At 53.9% G+C, this 18202-nt stretch carries 16 protein-coding genes; 10 read left to right on the top strand and 6 right to left on the bottom strand.

Annotated features, from left to right (window positions below):
- Window positions 1–39: 39 nt before the first annotated feature.
- Entirely contained in the window at window positions 40–525 is a 486-nt protein-coding gene (locus tag ACKI61_RS01245) for a TraR/DksA family transcriptional regulator (protein WP_407456001.1), read from the top strand.
- Between the two features lie 176 nt (window positions 526–701).
- Here ACKI61_RS01245 and ACKI61_RS01240 read toward each other — a convergent pair whose 3' ends face one another.
- A complete protein-coding gene (locus ACKI61_RS01240) occupies window positions 702–1781 on the bottom strand; it encodes a glycoside hydrolase family 5 protein (RefSeq protein WP_407456000.1) in 1080 nt (359 codons plus the stop codon).
- Window positions 1782–1816: 35 nt separating this feature from the next.
- The gene (locus tag ACKI61_RS01235; protein ID WP_072979644.1) at window positions 1817–2107 is read right to left on the bottom strand and encodes a hypothetical protein; all 291 of its coding nucleotides are present in this window, start codon (window positions 2105–2107) and stop codon (window positions 1817–1819) included.
- Window positions 2108–2192: 85 nt separating this feature from the next.
- Between ACKI61_RS01235 and ACKI61_RS01230 the strand changes: the two genes are divergently transcribed.
- Window positions 2193–3014: a menaquinone biosynthetic enzyme MqnA/MqnD family protein gene (locus ACKI61_RS01230; protein WP_407455999.1), complete on the top strand. Its 822-nt coding sequence runs from the start codon at window positions 2193–2195 to the stop codon at window positions 3012–3014.
- Window positions 3015–3108: 94 nt separating this feature from the next.
- On the top strand, window positions 3109–3972 hold the full coding sequence (locus tag ACKI61_RS01225; protein ID WP_407455998.1) for a diguanylate cyclase: 864 nt from the start codon (window positions 3109–3111) through the stop codon (window positions 3970–3972).
- 75 nt (window positions 3973–4047) lie between these two features.
- Here the strand turns inward: ACKI61_RS01225 and ACKI61_RS01220 are convergent, their stop codons facing one another.
- The 3 genes from ACKI61_RS01220 to ACKI61_RS01210 all read right to left on the bottom strand — a co-directional run bounded on the left by ACKI61_RS01220 (window position 4048) and on the right by ACKI61_RS01210 (window position 6832).
- Complete coding sequence (locus ACKI61_RS01220; protein WP_407455997.1) at window positions 4048–4677, bottom strand: bifunctional 4-hydroxy-2-oxoglutarate aldolase/2-dehydro-3-deoxy-phosphogluconate aldolase; 630 nt, start codon at window positions 4675–4677, stop codon at window positions 4048–4050.
- 77 nt (window positions 4678–4754) lie between these two features.
- The gene (locus ACKI61_RS01215; RefSeq protein ID WP_407455996.1) at window positions 4755–5960 is read right to left on the bottom strand and encodes an ABC transporter permease; all 1206 of its coding nucleotides are present in this window, start codon (window positions 5958–5960) and stop codon (window positions 4755–4757) included.
- Between the two features lie 122 nt (window positions 5961–6082).
- A complete protein-coding gene (locus tag ACKI61_RS01210; RefSeq protein WP_407455995.1) occupies window positions 6083–6832 on the bottom strand; it encodes an ABC transporter ATP-binding protein in 750 nt (249 codons plus the stop codon).
- A 197-nt stretch (window positions 6833–7029) separates the two neighbouring features.
- Here ACKI61_RS01210 and ACKI61_RS01205 point away from each other — a divergent pair, with 197 nt between their 5' ends.
- Window positions 7030–9306, top strand: coding sequence for an OmpA family protein (locus tag ACKI61_RS01205; RefSeq protein ID WP_407455994.1), 2277 nt, complete (start codon window positions 7030–7032; stop codon window positions 9304–9306).
- An 89-nt stretch (window positions 9307–9395) separates the two neighbouring features.
- Here ACKI61_RS01205 and ACKI61_RS01200 read toward each other — a convergent pair whose 3' ends face one another.
- A complete protein-coding gene (locus ACKI61_RS01200; RefSeq protein ID WP_407455993.1) occupies window positions 9396–9806 on the bottom strand; it encodes a GtrA family protein in 411 nt (136 codons plus the stop codon).
- Window positions 9807–9935: 129 nt separating this feature from the next.
- Here ACKI61_RS01200 and ACKI61_RS01195 point away from each other — a divergent pair, with 129 nt between their 5' ends.
- The 6 genes from ACKI61_RS01195 to ACKI61_RS01170 all read left to right on the top strand — a co-directional run bounded on the left by ACKI61_RS01195 (window position 9936) and on the right by ACKI61_RS01170 (window position 17984).
- Entirely contained in the window at window positions 9936–11423 is a 1488-nt protein-coding gene (locus ACKI61_RS01195; RefSeq protein ID WP_407455992.1) for an acetyl-CoA hydrolase/transferase C-terminal domain-containing protein, read from the top strand.
- A gap of 37 nt (window positions 11424–11460) precedes the next feature.
- Window positions 11461–13791 carry a histidine phosphatase family protein gene (locus tag ACKI61_RS01190; RefSeq protein WP_407455991.1) on the top strand — a complete coding sequence of 777 codons (2331 nt, stop codon included), beginning with the start codon at window positions 11461–11463 and terminating at the stop codon, window positions 13789–13791.
- 96 nt (window positions 13792–13887) lie between these two features.
- The gene (locus ACKI61_RS01185) at window positions 13888–15465 is read left to right on the top strand and encodes a hypothetical protein (protein ID WP_407455990.1); all 1578 of its coding nucleotides are present in this window, start codon (window positions 13888–13890) and stop codon (window positions 15463–15465) included.
- A 92-nt stretch (window positions 15466–15557) separates the two neighbouring features.
- Window positions 15558–16412: a hypothetical protein gene (locus ACKI61_RS01180; protein WP_407455989.1), complete on the top strand. Its 855-nt coding sequence runs from the start codon at window positions 15558–15560 to the stop codon at window positions 16410–16412.
- A gap of 47 nt (window positions 16413–16459) precedes the next feature.
- Window positions 16460–16810: a biotin/lipoyl-containing protein gene (locus ACKI61_RS01175; protein WP_407455988.1), complete on the top strand. Its 351-nt coding sequence runs from the start codon at window positions 16460–16462 to the stop codon at window positions 16808–16810.
- Between the two features lie 13 nt (window positions 16811–16823).
- Window positions 16824–17984 (top strand): sodium ion-translocating decarboxylase subunit beta, encoded by a 1161-nt coding sequence (locus ACKI61_RS01170; RefSeq protein ID WP_073056321.1) that lies wholly within the window; start codon window positions 16824–16826, stop codon window positions 17982–17984.
- The last annotated feature ends 218 nt before the right edge of the window (window positions 17985–18202 follow it).

The following is an 18202-nucleotide window of genomic DNA, read 5'->3' as shown; positions in this document are numbered from 1 at the left end:
ATCGGTACAAACGAGTTAATCGCAACCAAGGAGAATCCCATGGCTGAAAAGAAATCTGCTGAAAAGAAACCTGTAAAAATGAGTGACGAAGACCTGAAGTTCTTTGAAGACATGTTGGTTGAAAAACGCCGCCAGATTGTCACGGCACAGACCGACTTTGACAAAACGGAATCGTTCAAGAACCAGGCTCAGGCAGGTGAGGGGGGCGAATCCAATAGCGCCGATCTTGCTACCGATTACAACGCCCTTGATACCAACGTTTCCTTGGCGGAACGCGAAGGCAAGTACCTGATGTATCTCGAGGAAGCCCTCAAGCGCATCAAGAAGGGAACCTTCGGTATTTGCAAGGTTTGTGGCGAACTGATTCCGAAGGCTCGTTTGATTGCAGTTCCTACGGCAACCAAGTGCGTGAACTGCAAGGAAGAAACCAAGCGCAAGGAAAAGGAAGACAGCCGCCTTGAAATGGCTCGCCTCCTTGCCGAAGCACAGCGCCGCGAAATGCAGAAGAAGGCTGCCGGAAAGTAATAGAGGCCGCACCTGCGGTGCTCTGGGCTATGAGCTTTGAGTAACGAGGTGTACATGAAAATTTCAAAGCCCCGAACAGGGGCTTTTTTATAAGAAAAGCCTGGCGTTTGCCAGGCAATTTTCTTTCTCGGAGGCTCGTTAGTGCCGTGCTCACACCTCAGAGCTAGGCGAGCTCACTACCCTTTCGCGAGCAGCTCCATGAGCTCGTTGTCGAGCCTTTCGGGATTGTCGTACTGCTTCAGGTTCTGGTGCAGCGATTCGCCCTTCGACACGATGCCGAAGTCCAGGTTCTTGTAGTTCCAGTAGCTGTAGCCTACGTCTGCGTCACGGAGAATTTCCATGAAGTCGCGCATCCAGGCAAGCTGGTACTGGCGTGCGACTTGCACGTACACCCCGAATTCGTTGCAGGCGACGGGCAAATCGTACTTCGCACGGAAGTCGAGTGCATTCTGGATGCTTTCCTGCAGGCGAGCCTTGTCCCACTTGCCGTATTCCACGTCGAGGCGGGTCTTTCCGCTTTCGTCGGGAGCAGGTGCGGCATAGTCGCCGGGCCACGGGCGGTCAATGTGGAAGAACGGGTCGCCAATCCATGCCGCATGCTGGTGCGTAAATGTCACCGGGGTATAGGTGTGGAAACTGTAGATGGCGTTGTCGTCGTCCATCGGGGTCAGGTACTTGAACTCGCGGGCGCTGTTCCACTTGTTGCTCCCTACCACGATGGTGTTCTTCGGGGCATGTTTGCGGATGGCCCAGAAAATTTCGTCCTTTACTTTATCCCAAACGAGAGAATCTGCGGCCGCAGGTTCATTCAGGAGTTCCATCATTACGCGGGACTGCCCACTGTAGCGTTCTGCCATGAAGGACCACACCTTGGCGGTGTCCTTGCGGGCGTCGGCGCTTACGAAGAACGGCTGTTCCTGCGAGCAACCCAGATGGAAGTCGTGCCCCGGGCACTTGTGCAGGTCCAAAATCACGTCGAGGTCGCTTGCCTGGATTTCCTTGATAGCCTTGTCCAGAAGGGCGAATACTTCTTCTTTCGGCTTTAGGGAGCCTTCTTCAAAGAGGTTGAAGTAGTCCACCGGAAGCCTTACGTGATTGAACCCCGCACCGCGGATGCGCTTGAAGTCGCCGTCCCCGATAAACGTCTTGATGTGTTCAATGATCCCCGGAAACCCTACGGGATCTTTTTCCTGGATGCAGTCTACCTGACTGAACCAGCCACCCAAATTCACTCCCCGCAGTCTTTCTTTTATCATTGTTTCATCCGTTTTTGCGAAAAGGCTGGATTGCCTTACTCGTTTACAATCGTTAGGTCTTCTTCGGCGATGTTCAGGCTCATGATGACTTCCATGTCATCGGGAAGGTCCTTGAAATCGACGACCAGTCCAACCTTCTTGGATTCGTCCTTCTGCTTTTCGAACAGGACGACATCAAAAATCTTCATCTTGACCACCGCCTCTTGAGTGACGGGGATTTCTACGGTCATGCCCTTGCTGATGGGCCCTTCTACAATCTTGCCCTTGAACACCAATGATGTCTGGTCGTCGCCGAGCGATGTCTTCTTTACATGAAATACAGCCATTATACCTTAGCCATTTTTCGGTTATTCTTCTGTTATTTGTTTTTCGACCCTGTTGCAGGTCGTGTCGAAAAATTAACTTTTTTACATGACTTTACGAGTTGGTAGAATCCCTTTTTTGGTCTGTGCGCCGTTTTTTCATGACTTCCTTGGACGAGAGTCTGAATTTAAGGATGTTGAATTTGTGGATGGAGCACCGAGTGCGCATTGTGCAGGGCTCAAGGAGGGTTCGATTCACTTGTCGCCGGCATCGTCGATCACGTTTGCGCAGAAACCCGGCGCCTTTGTTCTTGCTCCCGACATCTGCACCTCTTGCTCCTTTGAAGTCCGTTCGGTTAAGTTGTTTGCAAAATGTCCCATCAAAGAACTTTCTCAGAAGGTGGTGCGCCTTACGGCGCAGAGCATGACGTCGGTGAACCTACTCAAGATTTTGCTTGAAGAACGTTACGGGGTAAAACCGCAGTACTGCAGCGGAACCCTTGGGAAACATGACGACGCTTGCCTTTTGATTGGCGATCAGGCCCTTGAAGAAAATGAACGGCATCGCTTTGCCTACGATTATGACTTGGGAGTGCTTTGGCAGGATTGGCTGCATGTACCGTTTGTCTTTGGAGCGTGGATTGTGTCAAAGACGGCGTTGCAACCTGGTTTGAAAGATTCGCTCCGTCGATACCTGGATGCCACCCGAGAAAGCGTGGAACATTTCAGGCAGAATCCCTTGGCGGCTCTGGACCGCTGGCTTGCCCGCTATCCCGTGGATTTGCCACGACCGGTCATCGAGAACTACTATTCGGCTCTGGACTACCGTTTTACCGAAGACCGCAAGCGTTCGCTTTCGCTATTTTTCGAACACGCGACATCGATGGGCCTGATTGCCGAAGCTCCGCCGCTGGAATTCCTTCCATTTTAGCCGTTTCTTTGTAAAAACTGGCCAATACATGTAGCCAGTATGGGCAAACTATATTATTTTAGTGAATGCCCTTGAAAAAAGGGGAGGTGGTTTTATGGTTGAAGAAAAAATTTTAATTGTGGATGACAACGAAGAGGTCATCGAAAAGACTCGTTCTCTCCTGGTCGAAGTCGGCTATGATGTCACCAGCTGCACTTCCGGTTCAGAGGCTCTAGAGTTCCTGGCGGACAACCAGGTCGATCTTGTGCTGCTCGATATCAACATGCCCAACATGAACGGCTTCGATGTCTGCCTGCGCATTAGGCAGCGCCATCCGCTCGACGACCTTCCGATCATCTTTCTCACGAGTCGCGAAGATTCCGACAGCGTGACCAAGGGGTTTCAGGCGGGTGCGTCCGATTTCGTAAGCAAGAGCGCCATTCCGGAAATCTTACTTGCTCGCGTGAACGTGCATATCCGCCTTTCTCGTTCGCTCCGTAACCTGAGGGACATCTCCTTGACCGACGACATGACGGGCTGCTTCAACCGCCGCCACGGAATGTATTCGCTGCGCGAATGGTTCTCTCGTTCCAAGCGCTACGGAACACAGTTTGCGATCATCTATTTCGACTTGAACGGGCTCAAGGCGACCAACGACCAGTATGGCCACCAGGCGGGCGACCTCTTGCTCCGCTCGGTTTCTACGGCAGTCAAGGATATTCTGCGTGAAACGGACCAGCTCTTTAGAATGGGTGGCGACGAATTCCTGGTCATCTGTCCCGAGACCGACAAGAAGGGAGCCTTTGTCTGCGCTGAACGAATGCAGCATGCGGTTTCTGAAATCACGATCGTTGACATGCATGCTTCGTTTGCTTTTGGCATCGCGCACTCTAGCGAAGACTACAAGGAACTCGACGACATGTTGCACAGCGCCGATGTCTCCATGTACAAGATGAAGCAAGAAATGAGGAAAAAGTAGGCAGTAGACAGTAGGCAGTAGACAGAAAAAAATCCTGCTTAAAAGCAGGACTTTTTTGTCTATACGAGCTATCGGCTATTTGATCGAAGCGAGGAGCTTTTTCAGGCGTTCGGCAATGGTTGCCCAGTCGCCTGCGGCCATTAGCTTCGGGTCGTAAATGCTTGCCCCGAACGAAAGCAGGTTTGCGCCGGCCTTCAAGTAGCTTGCGGCGTTCTCCGGGTTCACGCCGCCGCATGCCATCAGAGGAATGTCGCGGAACGGCCCGCGCAGCGCCTTGATGTATTCGGGGCCGCCTACGCAGTTCACCGGGAAAATCTTTACGGCGGTGGCGCCCAGGTCGTATGCCTTTTGCACTTCGGTGGGTGTGAGTGCGCCTGGAATAATCGGGATGCTCGCCGTGGCAGACAGGCGGATGATTTCGTTGCGGGTATTGGGCGTTACGATAAATTCGGCGCCAGCGGCAATGGCTTTGTCGAGGTCGCTCCCGTGGCGGACTGTGCCTGCACCGACAGCAATGCCGTAAGGCCTTGCTGCGGCCTTGAGGTCGGCGATGATTGCTTCGGCGTTAGTGGTGTTCATGGTGACTTCGATCGCCTTCAGTCCGCATTCGGCGGCCGTCTTGATGCAAGATTCTTCGGCGCCCTGGGGAATGTCGCGGAGAATGCCCACGACCGGCATCGGTTGTAAAAATTCAAGCAGATTCATGTCCTAAATATACAGAAAAAGGGAGTGATGTGCATAAAAAAAATGCTTTTTTTGGAAAAATAGACAGTTGTTGGTTATTATTCGAACCGAAGCGCTTCGATGGGGTCCAGGCGAGATGCCTTGCGGGCCGGGTACCATCCGAAAAAGACTCCGGTGGCAAAGCACACGCCAAAGCTCACGATAACGCTCGTGATGGACACGCTCATGGGCCAGTTCATGGCAATCTTGACCGTCTCGGAAGCGGCAATGCCAAGGGCGATCCCGATGGCGCCGCCAAGCAGGCTGATAATGACCGATTCAAAAAGGAACTGCAACAGAATGTCGCGACCGCGGGCACCGATAGCCATACGCAGGCCAATTTCCTTGGTGCGTTCGGTCACCGACACATACATAATGTTCATGATGCCGATACCGCCTACAAACAAACTAATTCCTGCAATCGCGGTCAGCACCAGCGAGAGCATGTCCGAGGTGCTGGTGACCATCTGGATCATTTCTTCTTGGGTAAAAACGCGGAAGGGGTCGGTGGGCTTTGTCCAGCTGCGGCGTTCTTTCAAGATTCCCATGATTTCTTCGGTGGCTTGCGCCGCGTAGCCCTCGCCAATGGAATTCGCGTAAATCTGGCGGATGTTCGTGGTGGCGTTGAACCGCTTCATTACCGTCTGGTAGGGTGTAAAAATCACGTCGTCGTTGTCTTGCCCGAAATCGCCGGAGCCTTTCGCCTTTAGGGTACCGATGACCTTGAGCGGAATGCTCTTGTAGCGGATAGTTTTGCCGATGGGGTCGCCTTCGGGGAACAGGTTTTTCACGACGGTCTGGCCAATCACGCAGACTTTGGCCATGCGGTCTGCCAGGTCGTCGAACATCACGCCGTCTTCGATTTCGTAGTTGCGGATTTTCAGGTAGTCGGCCGATACGCCGCTCAAGGCCGTGGGGGAGTTGTTGTTGCCTACAATGGCTTGCCCGCCAACGGTTATCATGGGCGAGACTCCGTTAATGTAGGTGGCGTTTTCGCGGATAGCAATCACGTCGGCTTCTTCGAGCGATTCGGTGGATTCCATTTGCACGCCGCCGCGACGGTCGCGGTTCGGCATGATGATGATGGCGTTCGTGCCCATGGCGGTCATCTGTTCCTTGATCGACTTCTTGGAACCTTCGCCCATGGCGACCATGGTGATGACGGCTGCGACACCGATCACGATGCCGAGCACCGAAAGGAAGGTGCGCATGCGGTTACGGAGCAATGCTCGGAGGGAAATTTTTATGAGAGTTAGTGGGGACATAAGTTAGTAGGAAGTTAGAAGTAGGCAGTAGGAAGATTAGGTATGAGGTGTGAGGTCGGTCGCTACGCTCCCTTTGAGGTATGGGGCTCTTTTTTGAAATGCTCAGAGCGCAAAGCGCGACCTCATTCCTCAAACTCCTCCGGGGGTGGGAGCGCTTCAAATGCGGCTTTGGCATCTTGGACAGTTTCGTTCTTGACGTCTTTTTTAAGGAGTCCGTCGCGTAGTGTAATGGTGCGCCCGCTGAAGGTCGCGATGTCGGGTTCATGCGTCACGAAGGCAATCGTTTTTCCTTGGCGGTTCAGCTTTTGGAAAATCATCATGATTTCGTAACTGGTGCGCGTGTCCAGGTTTCCGGTGGCTTCGTCGGCGAGGATGATGACCGGGTCGTTTACGAGTGCGCGGGCGATAGCTACTCGTTGCTGCTGGCCACCCGACATTTGGTTCGGCAAGTGGTTCATGCGGTCTTCAAGCCCGACCATCTTTAACGCCTCGATAGCGCGGCGGTGGCGTTCCGCTGCCGAAATTTTCGAATTGTACAAAAGCGGGAGTTCTACGTTTTCGATAGCCGTGGTGCGGCTCAGGAGGTTGTAGCTCTGGAACACGAATCCGAGTTTCTGGCTGCGGATTTTTGCGAGTGCGTCGCGCTTGAGTTTTTCGGTGTGCTCTCCGTCCAGAATGTACTGCCCGGAGGTCGGCTTGTCCATGCAACCCAGAATGTTCAGCATAGTCGACTTGCCCGACCCGCTGGTGCCCATGATGGTCACGAATTCACCGGGATAGATGTCAAAAGAAACTCCACGCAGCGCGTGGACCGTTTCGTCGCCCATTTTAAAGTCGCGACGAATGTTTTGAATGGATAAAATCGGACTCATAACGCTAATTTGATGTCTATCAACGACTTTCGGTTGCTTTTTTTACACTTTTTTGCGCCTTTTTGGGGTGTGAACGCCGTCACAGGTAGCCGTAATGTGACAAAAATGCTACATTGAAAGGTAAATGTAATAAAGGCACTCCGTAACATGGTTTGGATGTTTTTGTTACGGCAGAGTTTTTTCCTAAGAGGGATACAATGAAAAAAATCATTGCGTTATCACTAGTCGCTGGAGGCCTCGCCTTTGCCCAGTCCGGGTTGATGGGCGGAACTTCCGGTATCCATCAACATAATGCCTATACGTTAGGCCAATGGGGAATCGAAGTCGGTACCGGCGGCGATGTCTCCTTTGACTCCTGGTCCCTTTCCCGTGGCGGTACCGTTCGCCAGAATGGTCAGTCGAACACTTTCCACGAATGGGCAGGAACATTTTCGGGCAATTTCCATGCTGCTATCGGTCTTTTGGACTTCTTGGACCTCGGTGTGGCGCTCCCGATGAACTATGACCACGCGAACCTTCATGGTCAGGGCGAAAGCGGTCTTTGGGCCTTTAGGCCGGGCGACCTCGATATCTGGTTGAAGGCCAATGTCTTAGGTGACGAAAGCAGCTTCTTTGCTATGGCTGCCATGGTGGACTTCTATATCCCGACGGGTACTGAAGCCCGCGGCGTGCGTCCCCGCCATGCCTGGTACCTGAACGAAGATGGCGAAGTGACCGACCCGTACACCTCTGGTGAATTTAACATTGGTGGAACTTTGGTGTTTACGATGAACTTCGGCGCACTTGGGGTGCCGGTCGTGTGGAACACCCATGCTGGGTTTGTCTATGCCGGCGACGGCCAGAGCACCTTGGTGTATGGCTCCGGCGTGAACTACATCGCAACGAGCTGGATGGAAGCCTTCTTGGAATTCTCCGGCGAAATGCGTGTTGAAACCGGCAAGTACCGCCGCGATCCGCTGGACGACCCGATGCAGCTCACTCCGGGTATCCGCTTCCACCTGCCGTGGCACATCGACTTCGCGATGGGCGTCGACTTTGCTATCCGCACCTTGGGTAACCTCGGTTACGACTACAAGGATGAAATGGATTGCAACGAATGCCATCTCGTCTACTTTGAAAACGATTACGATACAAAGTTCAGCTACGGCTATGCTCCGACCCCGACGATTGCCGGTACCGCAGCCCTCATCTGGCGTCTGGGTGCCAGCAAGGATAAGGACGAAGACAAGGACGGCGTGCCGGACGAAAAGGACCAGTGCGCCCATACTCCGGAAGTCGCAACGGTTGACTCCGTGGGTTGCCCGATCGACTCCGATAAGGACGGCATGATTGATGGCCTTGACAAGTGCCCGAATACCCCGGAAGGCGCCGTGATCGACACGGTGGGTTGCCCGATGGATTCCGACAAGGACAATGTTTACGATGGTCTCGACAAGTGCCCCGAAACTCGCGAAGGTGCTACCGTTGATTCTGTCGGTTGCGAACCGGACTTTGACAAGGACGGCGTTGCCGACGCTCTCGACAAGTGCCCGAATACCCCGGAAGGCGTGAAGGTTGACTCTGTTGGCTGCCCGATGGATTCTGACAAGGATGGCGTCCCCGATGGCGTTGATAAGTGCCCGCAGACTCGTGAAGGTGCCCAGGTGAATGCCGATGGTTGCGAAGGCGACTACGACAAGGACGGCGTGCCCGATGCAGATGACCGCTGCCCGAACACCAAGGAAGGAACTGCCGTTGACTCTACCGGTTGCCCGGCCGATGCCGACAAGGATGGCGTCCCCGATGGCACCGACCAGTGCCCGAACACTCCGGAAGGATTGAATGTCGACAACAATGGCTGCCCGCTCGACTTCGACAAGGACGGCGTGGCCGATGGAATTGACCAGTGCCCGAACACTCCGGCCGGCGTGCCTGTTGACTCTACGGGTTGCAGCGCCGACGAAGACAAGGATGGCGTACCTGATGCCCTTGACCAGTGCCCGAATACTCCGGCCGGTGCTCCGGTGGATACGGTGGGTTGCCCGCTCGACACCGACAAGGACGGCGTGCCTGACTACCTCGACAAGTGCCCGAACACTCTCCCGGGTGTCGAAATCGACAAGAAGGGCTGCCCCCTGAACAAGAAGGAAGACCTTGAACAGTTGAAGAAGGGTATCCAGTTCCAGACCGGTTCTGCAAAGCTCACCAAGGCAAGCTACAAGACCCTGGACGATATCATTACCCTGATGAAGAAGATCAAGGTTGCTCACCTCGAAGTGCAGGGCCATACCGACAACACGGGTTCTACAGAAACCAACAAGAAGCTTTCTCAGGAACGTGCCCAGACTGTGGTGGATTACTTCATCCAGAAGGGCATCGAAGAAGACCGCGTCCGTGCGGTTGGCTTCGGATCGGACAAGCCGATTGCTGACAACAAGACCAAGAAGGGTCGTGCCCAGAACCGTCGCGTGGAACTCGTTCCGTTCCAGCTGTAGTTCGAAGGCTTAAGAGACAATTGCAAAAAACACTCGCCATAGGCGAGTGTTTTTTTATATATGCGAACAACGATAAATATTTTTCTCGTCTATTTAAACACCCATTTTTTGTAGAGGGTGAAGCTTGCGATAACGTAGATGATGTTTGCAACGATGTTTGCAAAGAAGCTGGGCTTCATGTATTGCGAGATGAACTCGGCGAAGGGCTTGCACCAGACGGTGCCGAGCAAGTAGACGGTCGTTTCGAGCGCCACGAGGTTGAGTGCGTAGGCCGCCGCAAAGACGACGATGAAGCGGATGACTTCGGTGCGCTTTCGGCCCCGGCTCTTGAAATTCCAGATGCGGTTCATCAGGTAACTATTGATGGCGCCGAAGATGAAACCCAGGAAATTCGACAGTTCCAGGTTCCAGTCGAGCATCTGGTGCATTATCCAGACCGAGGCGAGGGTAATGAGCGTGTTTATGACGCCGATGATATTGTACTTGATGAAATGCTTCACGAAGAGGAAAATAGAAAATAGTAGACAGTAAACAGTGGTTAGTAAACAGGGATGTTGAATGTTCTTGTTACATTCCTAACCACTAGTCACCAACCACTAGCCACTTTTATTTATTTTTAAGCCACTACTATGAATTGGATTGATGCAAAGAAGTGTTCAGCGGCCGATGCCGCGGCGATGATCAATGACGGCGATGTGCTGGGAGTTTCCGGTTTTACCTTGGCTGGCTATCCCAAGGAGGTGCCCTCGGCTTTGGCCGCCCGTGCCGAAAAGTTGCATGCCGAAGGCAAGCCTTTCAAGGTGACGCTTTTTTCGGGTGCGTCGACTGGAGATAGTTGCGATGGCGTCCTTGCGCGTGCCGGGGCGGTGAGCCTCAGGATGCCTTACCAGAGCAACGCTTCTTTGCGGAAGTCGATCAATTCGGGCGAAATCAAGTACATCGATGCGCACCTGGGCAAGATGGGCTACCTAGTCCGCACCGGGGCTTTGCCTGCCCCGACGGTCGCGATTGTCGAAGTTTCCGCCATCTTGAGCGACGGTCGGGTATGTCTGTCGACATCGGGCGGAAATTCGGTGACTTACCTCGAAATGGCTCCTAAAATCATCTTGGAACTGAACACGCGCCTGGGCGATGCGTTCATGGGAATCCACGACGTCGCCCTGCCCGAACTTCCGCCGCATGCAAAGCCGCTCCCCATATACGGGGCAGGCGACCGCGTGGGCGCTGAATTCGTGAAAATCGATCCGAACAAGGTGATTGCCGTCGTCGAGACTTCAAGGCTTGACGAGGTGAACCCGTTTGTGGAACCGGACGAAGTCTCTACAAATATCGGCGAACGCATTTTGGACTTTATCTGCTTCGAAGAACGCAAGGGTAGGCTTCCAAAGGGGCTCGCCTTTCAGAGCGGCGTGGGCAAGGTGGCAAATGCCGTGCTTAGCGCTATGTCCGACGATGCCCGCCTGGGGCAAATCGACCTGTACACCGAAGTCATCCAGGAAGCCGTTTTCCCGCTTTTAAAGAAGGGCAAGCTCGGGGTCGCTTCGGGAACGGCTCTTACTTTGTCTGAAAACGCACAAAAGGAATTTGTCGAGAACTCCGCCGAATGGAAAAAGCACCTGGTGCTTCGACAGCAGGAGGTGAGCAACAGCCCCGATGTCATTCGCCGCGTGGGCGTGATTTCTATGAATACGGCGCTTGAAGCCGATATCTTCGGAAACGTGAACAGCAGCCTTGTTTCGGGTTCTGCGATGATGAACGGTATCGGTGGTGCGGCGGACTTTGCCCGCAACTGCTACCTTGGAATTTTCCTGACGCCTTCGGTCGCGAAAAATGGAGCCATCAGCTCGATTGTGCCTTGCGTGAGCCATGTGGACCAGACGGACCACGATACGATGGTCTTTGTTACAGAACAGGGACTCGCCGACTTGCGCGGGCTTCCTGCCGAAAAGCGGGCCCGCCTGATTATCGAGAACTGTGCGCATCCGGATTATCGGGAGCCTTTGACGGACTTTTTGGACTACAGCCTGAAGCATGCGAAGGGCCTGCACATGCCAATCGCCCTGGAAAGGGCGTTTGAAATGCATACGCGCTTCCTCGAAACGGGCAAGATGCTTTAATTTTGTATTATTACTCGACAGTATGCTGGAACGACGAATGAATCGCCTATTTTGGCTTGTTGTCTTTACCCTGTCCACCTTCTCCTGGGTGGCGTGTTCCGGCAGTTCGTCTTCTTCGGCCGATGATCCCGATGCTGTGGAAGGTGACGAAATATCGCAGCAGGAAGATCCCCTTTCCGAAAACGGCTCTAGTGGCGTTGTGAAACTGGATTCCCTGGGGCGTCCCATCTCGAGCGCGTCGGAGCCGGGCAAGGATAGCGCGTCAAGCTCCAGTTCGTCGATGGGACCGGTGGTCGGTGTCGAAGACACGCTGATTACCGATACGACTGTCGTGGAAGATGTCGATGCCTTGCCGGAATGCACTTCTGCCAACGAAGGAGAGTCGTTCCTGGTCAAGAGTGAAAACACTTTGTACTTCTGCTTGGGTGAAAACTGGATCGAGTCGGATGCGGTTGCAGAGACTGCCGGCATCACCTGCCGCGGCGGTGTGATGGTGATTGGATCTGGTGACGACGGTGAAGACGACGAAGGCGGTTCTCCCTATAGCCAGTGGGGAAACTTTGGTCAGCAACAGCAGGTCGTGTTTTCGATCGATTCCACGACGGAGCCAAGAATTGTGGGGGCCCGCATCGTGGGGGTTGCCGAAAAGGGGCCGTTCCGCTATGGCACCTCGGTCAAGTTGGTCGAACTCGATAGCATGCAGCGCCTGGCAGATTCCAAGCGTATCCACAAGACCTGCATCTTGAACGGTGATGGAAACTTCAGTTTTGACAGTGTAGATTTGGCGTCACCTTATTTGCGCGTGAAGGCGAGCGGTTATTTTAGGAACGAACTCACCGGCGGGCTTTCGCCCTCGGTTACGACGCTTGAAGCCGTGGTCGATGTAACGGACCGCGACTCGGTGAATGTGAACATGCTGACCCACATGGAAGCTCCGCGCGTGCTGAAACTTGTGGAGAACAGCGGCAACAACCAGCCAATCCGTGCGGTCAAGGCGCAGGCCCTGCGCGACATCTTGGCTTCGTTCGATATTCGGCTGGGTGAGTCTAGCGCGGGTGGCGGCAATGGCTGGCCCGGTGGCTGGAACCAGCAGCAACAGCAGCAGGTGACAACAGATGGACGCTTTGCCGAAGACATTGGACTCTTTGATGGCGACGAATATAGCGGCGCCCTGCTTGCAATCTCGATCATGATGCAGCGCAAGGGCTCCGGCTCCGAAATGCTTTCGTATACGGCGGGCATTGCCGAACGCATCAAGGGCAACGGCAACTGGGACGACAACAATGCCAAGGCGGACCTTGCGGACTGGCTCATGGTGCTCGACACGAGCGGCTCTTATGCGACGATTAAGAACAACATTGCATCCTGGAAGTTGGGCGAAGTTCCTGAGTTTGCGCATCACTTGAAGCGCTTCTGGACAAATGTCTACAATTTTGGCGAATGTGGCTCGCACAATGCGGATTCGATTCGTTTCGTAAGCAACAGCCTGAGTGCATTCTTTGTTTCGGGCTATGACCAGCCAGGGCCCAAGGTGCGATTCATTTGCGATGCGAACACGCATGAATGGCGTGCGGCAACGGACTTGGAAAAAGATACTTACGGGTTCGTGGGCGAGTACGAAGGTCAGCTCAAGTCGGGTATTATCAACAAGGACAAGTACTACATCTACGAACAGAAAAAGTGGCGTGCAGCGACCAGCAACGATATCCAGGAATTCGAGGATTTGGCTGATGTCTACAAGAATCTCAAGTCCGGCGAAAAGGTCATCTTCCTGTTGCGCCATGCGGAAAGGACGAACGATACGGGCAAGAACGGTCACCTGACGGATACCGGAAAGTCGCAGTCTCAAGGTGTTGGCGCAAAGATGAAAGGCGAAGACATTTATTTTGCCAACTCAACCTACACACGCAGCAAGGAAACTTGTGAGTATGTGGCGAAGGGTGCCGGGGCGACTTATACAGAAAATACGATTGACGACTTGGATGGTGAATGGTATGTGAAGGACGATTCCAAGTATGCCACATGCAAGACCGATAATGGTGGCGGCTGGGGCGCAAATTCGGCATACGCCTACAAGGGAATTTGTCCGGAAGCCTATTACGATTTCGAAGATCGCAGCGAAGAGTTCTTGCAGGAAATAGTGAAGCCGCAGTTTGCCAAGGTGAATCGTGTGGGCGTCATGATTTCGCACGACACATTCGTGGTTCCGTTTACGGCCTATTGCACGAATAGGAAAGTGAACTTGCGCTACTTTGATACCAAGCTGTGGGTCAATTACCTGGCGGGAGTGGCGATTATCATGGATGCTAGCGGCAAGATGCGCTATGTGCCGGTCAAGGGACTGGATTCCGGCACGATGACGATGTAGTTGGTGACTTGCACGGGAAATCCCGTGCGGTAAAAAAGTTGGATGTTTTGGAAAATGCCTTTGACTGAAAAGTTTAGTTTGTTTGTAGTGTCGCTAGTGTTTTTTTTGATGCTGGCGTGTTCTAGTGATAGCTCTACCGGTGGAAATGCCGATGGCTCGACGGCAGATAAGCATCACGAGTCTTCGACTCCTGCAGTTCTCGATACTGTCCGTGCGCCACTATATGTTTTTGAGATTTTAGCGGAACGCGCATCGGCCGATTCGGCGGGAGGCGTACCTGATACGGTGCGCAGCGCCCTTGAACAGTCAGGAGCGAATGTCTTGACGCTTCTTTCAAGGCCTCGTGTGGAACAGCTTTTGATGAACCATGTTCCCATGGACTCTGCGGTGGTGCAGGCACTCGGTGAGACGGCGAGAGCCTTCGGGGTAGATTCTTTTCAGCTTTCGACAGATTACGATGCGGTGGTGCTAGCAATCTCTGCCCTGGTGCAGAACCGTGCAAGCAAGGAGGAAACGGAAAATTTTATTCGCAACGTGGGCGAAGACCTGAAGGGTGATGGTGTCTGGAACGATCCCAACTTAAAGATTCGGGTTGCCGACTGGGAAGTCGGTATCGATTCTATTTGGCGCTACAATGATATTCGGAACAATGTGGTGTCTGTGTATGGTGGAAATGTCCCGAACTTTGAAAGATACATGCGCGCCTTTATTCCGCTCGCGTATGGTTTTGAACCCTGCACCGATGTAAATGCGGGCAAGGTCACCTACGTGAACCAGGGGCAGAGTGCGCTATTCGCAAATGACTACGAGGCATCGGATCGTTCAGCGGTGCGCTTTATTTGCGATGTCAATAGCAAGGAATGGCGAATTGCGCAGCCTATGGAAAAGGATACGGTGGGCTTTGGCGTGGGCGAGTACGACAAGGAAATCCGCGAAGGCCGCGTAATTCACGACAACTATTACATCTACGATGCCGGAACATGGCGCGTGGCGACCCCGCAAGAAGCCGACGGCTTTACCGACCTGGTAGAAGTCTATGCAAACCTTAAGCCGGACGAAAAGGCGGTGTTCGTTATTCGCCACAGCGAACGCACCGATGATACGGGAGAAAAGGGACACCTGACCGACAACGGGAAAAAGTATGCTCGCGACTTGGGAGCGCGGCTTGCCGCGGTGGGTAAGGAAGACTTCTATTACGGATACTCAGGTTATACCCGCACCTTGGAAACCTGCGAAAATATTGCGCAGGGCAAGGGACAGTCGAATTACAGTCTCGACGTGCTCCCGTACATGGATGGAGCCTGGTACGTGAAGGATGACGCTTTGGTCGAGAGTTACATAAATTCCGATGGCGGCGGATGGGTGGTGTATTCCAAATACGCCTTTACCGGTGCATATCCGGATGCGTTTTACGACCTTGAAACCCGCAGCGAGCAACTGCTCAAGGACAATGTGCTTGCAAACCTTGCGTCCATGAAACGGGTGAATGTCATGTGCACCCACGATTTTTTGGTGGTTCCCTTACTCGCCTACACGACAAACGGGCACGCGAACGTGAAGTATTACGAAAAATGGAAATGGGTGAATTACATGGCCGGGGTGGCCATGATTATCTCTCCGGACGGTTCCATACGCTATATCCCCGTAAAAGGCCTCGAAACCGGGGTGATGTAGCTTTTGGCGGCGTAAACCAAGCGCCGCTTTTTCTAAATTTTCACCGCTGATTTTTACAAAACAGAAACCCAAAAGAATGGATTGAATCCAATATGAACGAAACACAGACCAATGCACCCGAAGCTCAGGAAGTGGCTCCCGCCGCAGCCCCGGCCCAGGATGTGCAGCAGCCGGCTCTCGTTGCTCCGCAGCCTGCAGCAAAGGTGAAGGGCAAGTTCGACGAACAGCTCGGACTCATGCTCCCCTCCGATGCCGCCCAGGTCCAGGCGCAGCTTTCTATGCCGGGTATGAATGACGACATGGTTTACAAGATCGTGGAAACCCACGCTGGTAACCATTCGGTTCTCTATAAGACCTACGATCAGGCAGTCCTTGCACGCGACGTTCGCGATTCTATCGAAAACGCCGGCGGCCACAAGGTGTTGCCCATCGCCAAGGCCAAGCTGGGCTCGACCTACTGCAAGGGCGAATTTTCGACCGAACAGGGTTGTAAGGGCGACTCCGACACCTTCGGTATCGGCTCCCTGATCGAATTCCAGGCAACCGGTCTTATCGTGGTGATGTGCGTCATCGTGGGCCTCACGGTGCTCTGCTACCTCATGAACTTCATCATGGCCAAGCTCGGCCTCAACAAGGACAAGGCTCCGGCACCTGCAGTTAAGGCTGCCCCGGCCGCCGCTCCCGCCGCCGCAGCTCCGGTAACTATCGGTCCTGCCCACTGCGACTGGGATCCGAACGCAAAGAGCGTTCATCCGGGCTTCACCAACAAGCAGCTCCAGGCCTTCCTCGGCATTGCCGCCGTGGCAGCCCTCGAAGAACACCCGGGCATGAGCAACGACCAGTTCCTCGCCCTCGTGACCGCAGCGGCGACCCAGGCTATCGGTCAGCCCTGCCGCGTGACTGCTTACAGAAACATCAACTCTCCTGCTTGGACGATCGTCAAGTAAGGTAAACTTTTAAAACTCAACAGGCTTTTAAGCCAGGAAATATCAAAATGAAGAAAACCGTCCGTATCAGTTTCGAAGGCAAGACCTACGATGTCGAAGTAGAAGTTCTTGATTCCAATGCCGCCGCTCCTGCTGCAGCTCCCGCTGCCGCTTCGGCTCCTGCCGCCGCTCCTGCTGTTGCCGGTGGTACCGAAGTCAAGAGCCCGCTCGCTGGCTCCGTGTTCAAACTGAAGGTCAAGGTCGGCGATACCGTTGCCGCCAACCAGGAAGTGGCTATCATCGAAGCTCTCAAGATGGAAAACCCGGTCGTCGCTCCGTGCGCCGGCACCGTGAACTCCATTGCCGTCAAGGAAACCGACACTGTCGTCGACGGCCAGACTCTCATGACCATCGCCTAAGAGGTACAGATAAATGAGTTCTCTTTTAAATTCGGTCGTTGAGTTCGCAGGCGACACCGGATTCGCATACGTCACCCCTTCGATGATCGTGATGTGGATCGTGAGTTTCGTCCTGATGTACTTGGCGATTGTCAAAAAGTACGAGCCGCTGCTGCTCTTGCCGATTTCGCTCGGCGCACTGGCGGTGAACATCCCGAGTGCGGGATTCTACGATGGTGGCTGGAGCATCGAAGGTATGTTTACCCCGACTGCCGGTCTCTATTACTACATCAGCCAGGGTATCCACCTGGAACTCTTCCCGCCCATCATCTTCTTGGGCGTGGGTGCCATGACGGACTTCGGACCGCTTATCGCTAACCCGCGTACACTGCTTCTTGGCGGTGGCGCTCAGTTCGGCGTGTTTGCGACCATGTTCTGCGCCGTGGCTTTCGGTGGCTTTACTCTCGGTGAAGCGGCCTCTATCGGTATCATCGGCGGCGCCGACGGTCCGACCTCCATCTTTACTGCAAACAAACTAGCAAAGCACCTCATCGGACCTATCGCCGTGGCAGCTTACACTTACATGGCCCTCGTTCCGCTGATCCAGCCGCCTATCATGCGCCTCATGACCAACGACAAGGAAAGGAAGATCCGTATGAAGGCGCTCCGCAAGGTGTCCAAGGCCGAACGCATCGTGTTTGCCGTGATGGTGATGATCGTGTGCATCCTCGTGGTGCCCGATGCTTCTGCTCTTATCATCATGCTCATGCTCGGTAACATCTTCAAGGAAGCCGGCGTTGTCGAACGCCTGGTGAAGACCTCCTCCAACGAACTCATGAACATCGTGACGATCTTCCTCGGTACTTCCGTGGGCCTCACGATGTCTGCCGACATTTTCCTCCGTCCGCAGACCCTCATGATTATCGCTATGGGTGTGGTGGCCTTCGGTTTCTCGACCGCTGCAGGCCTCTTCCTTGCCAAGATCATGAATAAGTGCACTCCCAACAACCCTGTGAACCCGCTCATCGGTTCTGCTGGCGTGTCCGCCGTGCCGATGGCTGCCCGTGTTTCCCAGGTGGAAGGTGCCAAGTATGACCCGCAGAACTTCCTCTTGATGCACGCCATGGGCCCGAACGTGGCTGGCGTGATCGGTACCGCAGTCTGCGCCGGTTACATGATTAGCCGCTTGAGCTAGTCTCACCTGAGTGTCATTCCGGCCTCCGAGCCGGAATCTCCACTAGAACGCCCCCGACTTTGTCGGGGGCTTCTTTGTTGTATACAGAAAACCACCCGCTAGGCGGGTGGTTCCAAAGAGCCTACGGCTTTACATCCTTGTGGAAAGCAGAAATCCTTTGATTAAATTTGCCACGCGGTCTGACCACCTGCATAACAAATAACCAAAGGATTTTGCAA

The sequence above is a fragment of the Fibrobacter sp. genome (assembly GCF_045601785.1).
Lineage (GTDB): Bacteria > Fibrobacterota > Fibrobacteria > Fibrobacterales > Fibrobacteraceae > Fibrobacter.
This window is presented reverse-complemented; position numbering and strand designations above follow the sequence as displayed.

Excerpts from the sequence above, each read along its gene's own strand:
- ACKI61_RS01245 (WP_407456001.1), top strand. The coding sequence starts at position 40 with ATGGCTGAAAAGAAATCTGCTGAAAAGAAACCTGTAAAAATGAGTGAC.
- ACKI61_RS01240 (WP_407456000.1), bottom strand. The coding sequence starts at position 1,781 with ATGATAAAAGAAAGACTGCGGGGAGTGAATTTGGGTGGCTGGTTCAGT.
- ACKI61_RS01235 (WP_072979644.1), bottom strand. The coding sequence starts at position 2,107 with ATGGCTGTATTTCATGTAAAGAAGACATCGCTCGGCGACGACCAGACA.
- ACKI61_RS01230 (WP_407455999.1), top strand. The coding sequence starts at position 2,193 with ATGACTTTACGAGTTGGTAGAATCCCTTTTTTGGTCTGTGCGCCGTTT.
- ACKI61_RS01225 (WP_407455998.1), top strand. The coding sequence starts at position 3,109 with ATGGTTGAAGAAAAAATTTTAATTGTGGATGACAACGAAGAGGTCATC.
- ACKI61_RS01220 (WP_407455997.1), bottom strand. The coding sequence starts at position 4,677 with ATGAATCTGCTTGAATTTTTACAACCGATGCCGGTCGTGGGCATTCTC.
- ACKI61_RS01215 (WP_407455996.1), bottom strand. The coding sequence starts at position 5,960 with ATGTCCCCACTAACTCTCATAAAAATTTCCCTCCGAGCATTGCTCCGT.
- ACKI61_RS01210 (WP_407455995.1), bottom strand. The coding sequence starts at position 6,832 with ATGAGTCCGATTTTATCCATTCAAAACATTCGTCGCGACTTTAAAATG.
- ACKI61_RS01205 (WP_407455994.1), top strand. The coding sequence starts at position 7,030 with ATGAAAAAAATCATTGCGTTATCACTAGTCGCTGGAGGCCTCGCCTTT.
- ACKI61_RS01195 (WP_407455992.1), top strand. The coding sequence starts at position 9,936 with ATGAATTGGATTGATGCAAAGAAGTGTTCAGCGGCCGATGCCGCGGCG.
- ACKI61_RS01190 (WP_407455991.1), top strand. The coding sequence starts at position 11,461 with ATGAATCGCCTATTTTGGCTTGTTGTCTTTACCCTGTCCACCTTCTCC.
- ACKI61_RS01180 (WP_407455989.1), top strand. The coding sequence starts at position 15,558 with ATGAACGAAACACAGACCAATGCACCCGAAGCTCAGGAAGTGGCTCCC.
- ACKI61_RS01175 (WP_407455988.1), top strand. The coding sequence starts at position 16,460 with ATGAAGAAAACCGTCCGTATCAGTTTCGAAGGCAAGACCTACGATGTC.
- ACKI61_RS01170 (WP_073056321.1), top strand. The coding sequence starts at position 16,824 with ATGAGTTCTCTTTTAAATTCGGTCGTTGAGTTCGCAGGCGACACCGGA.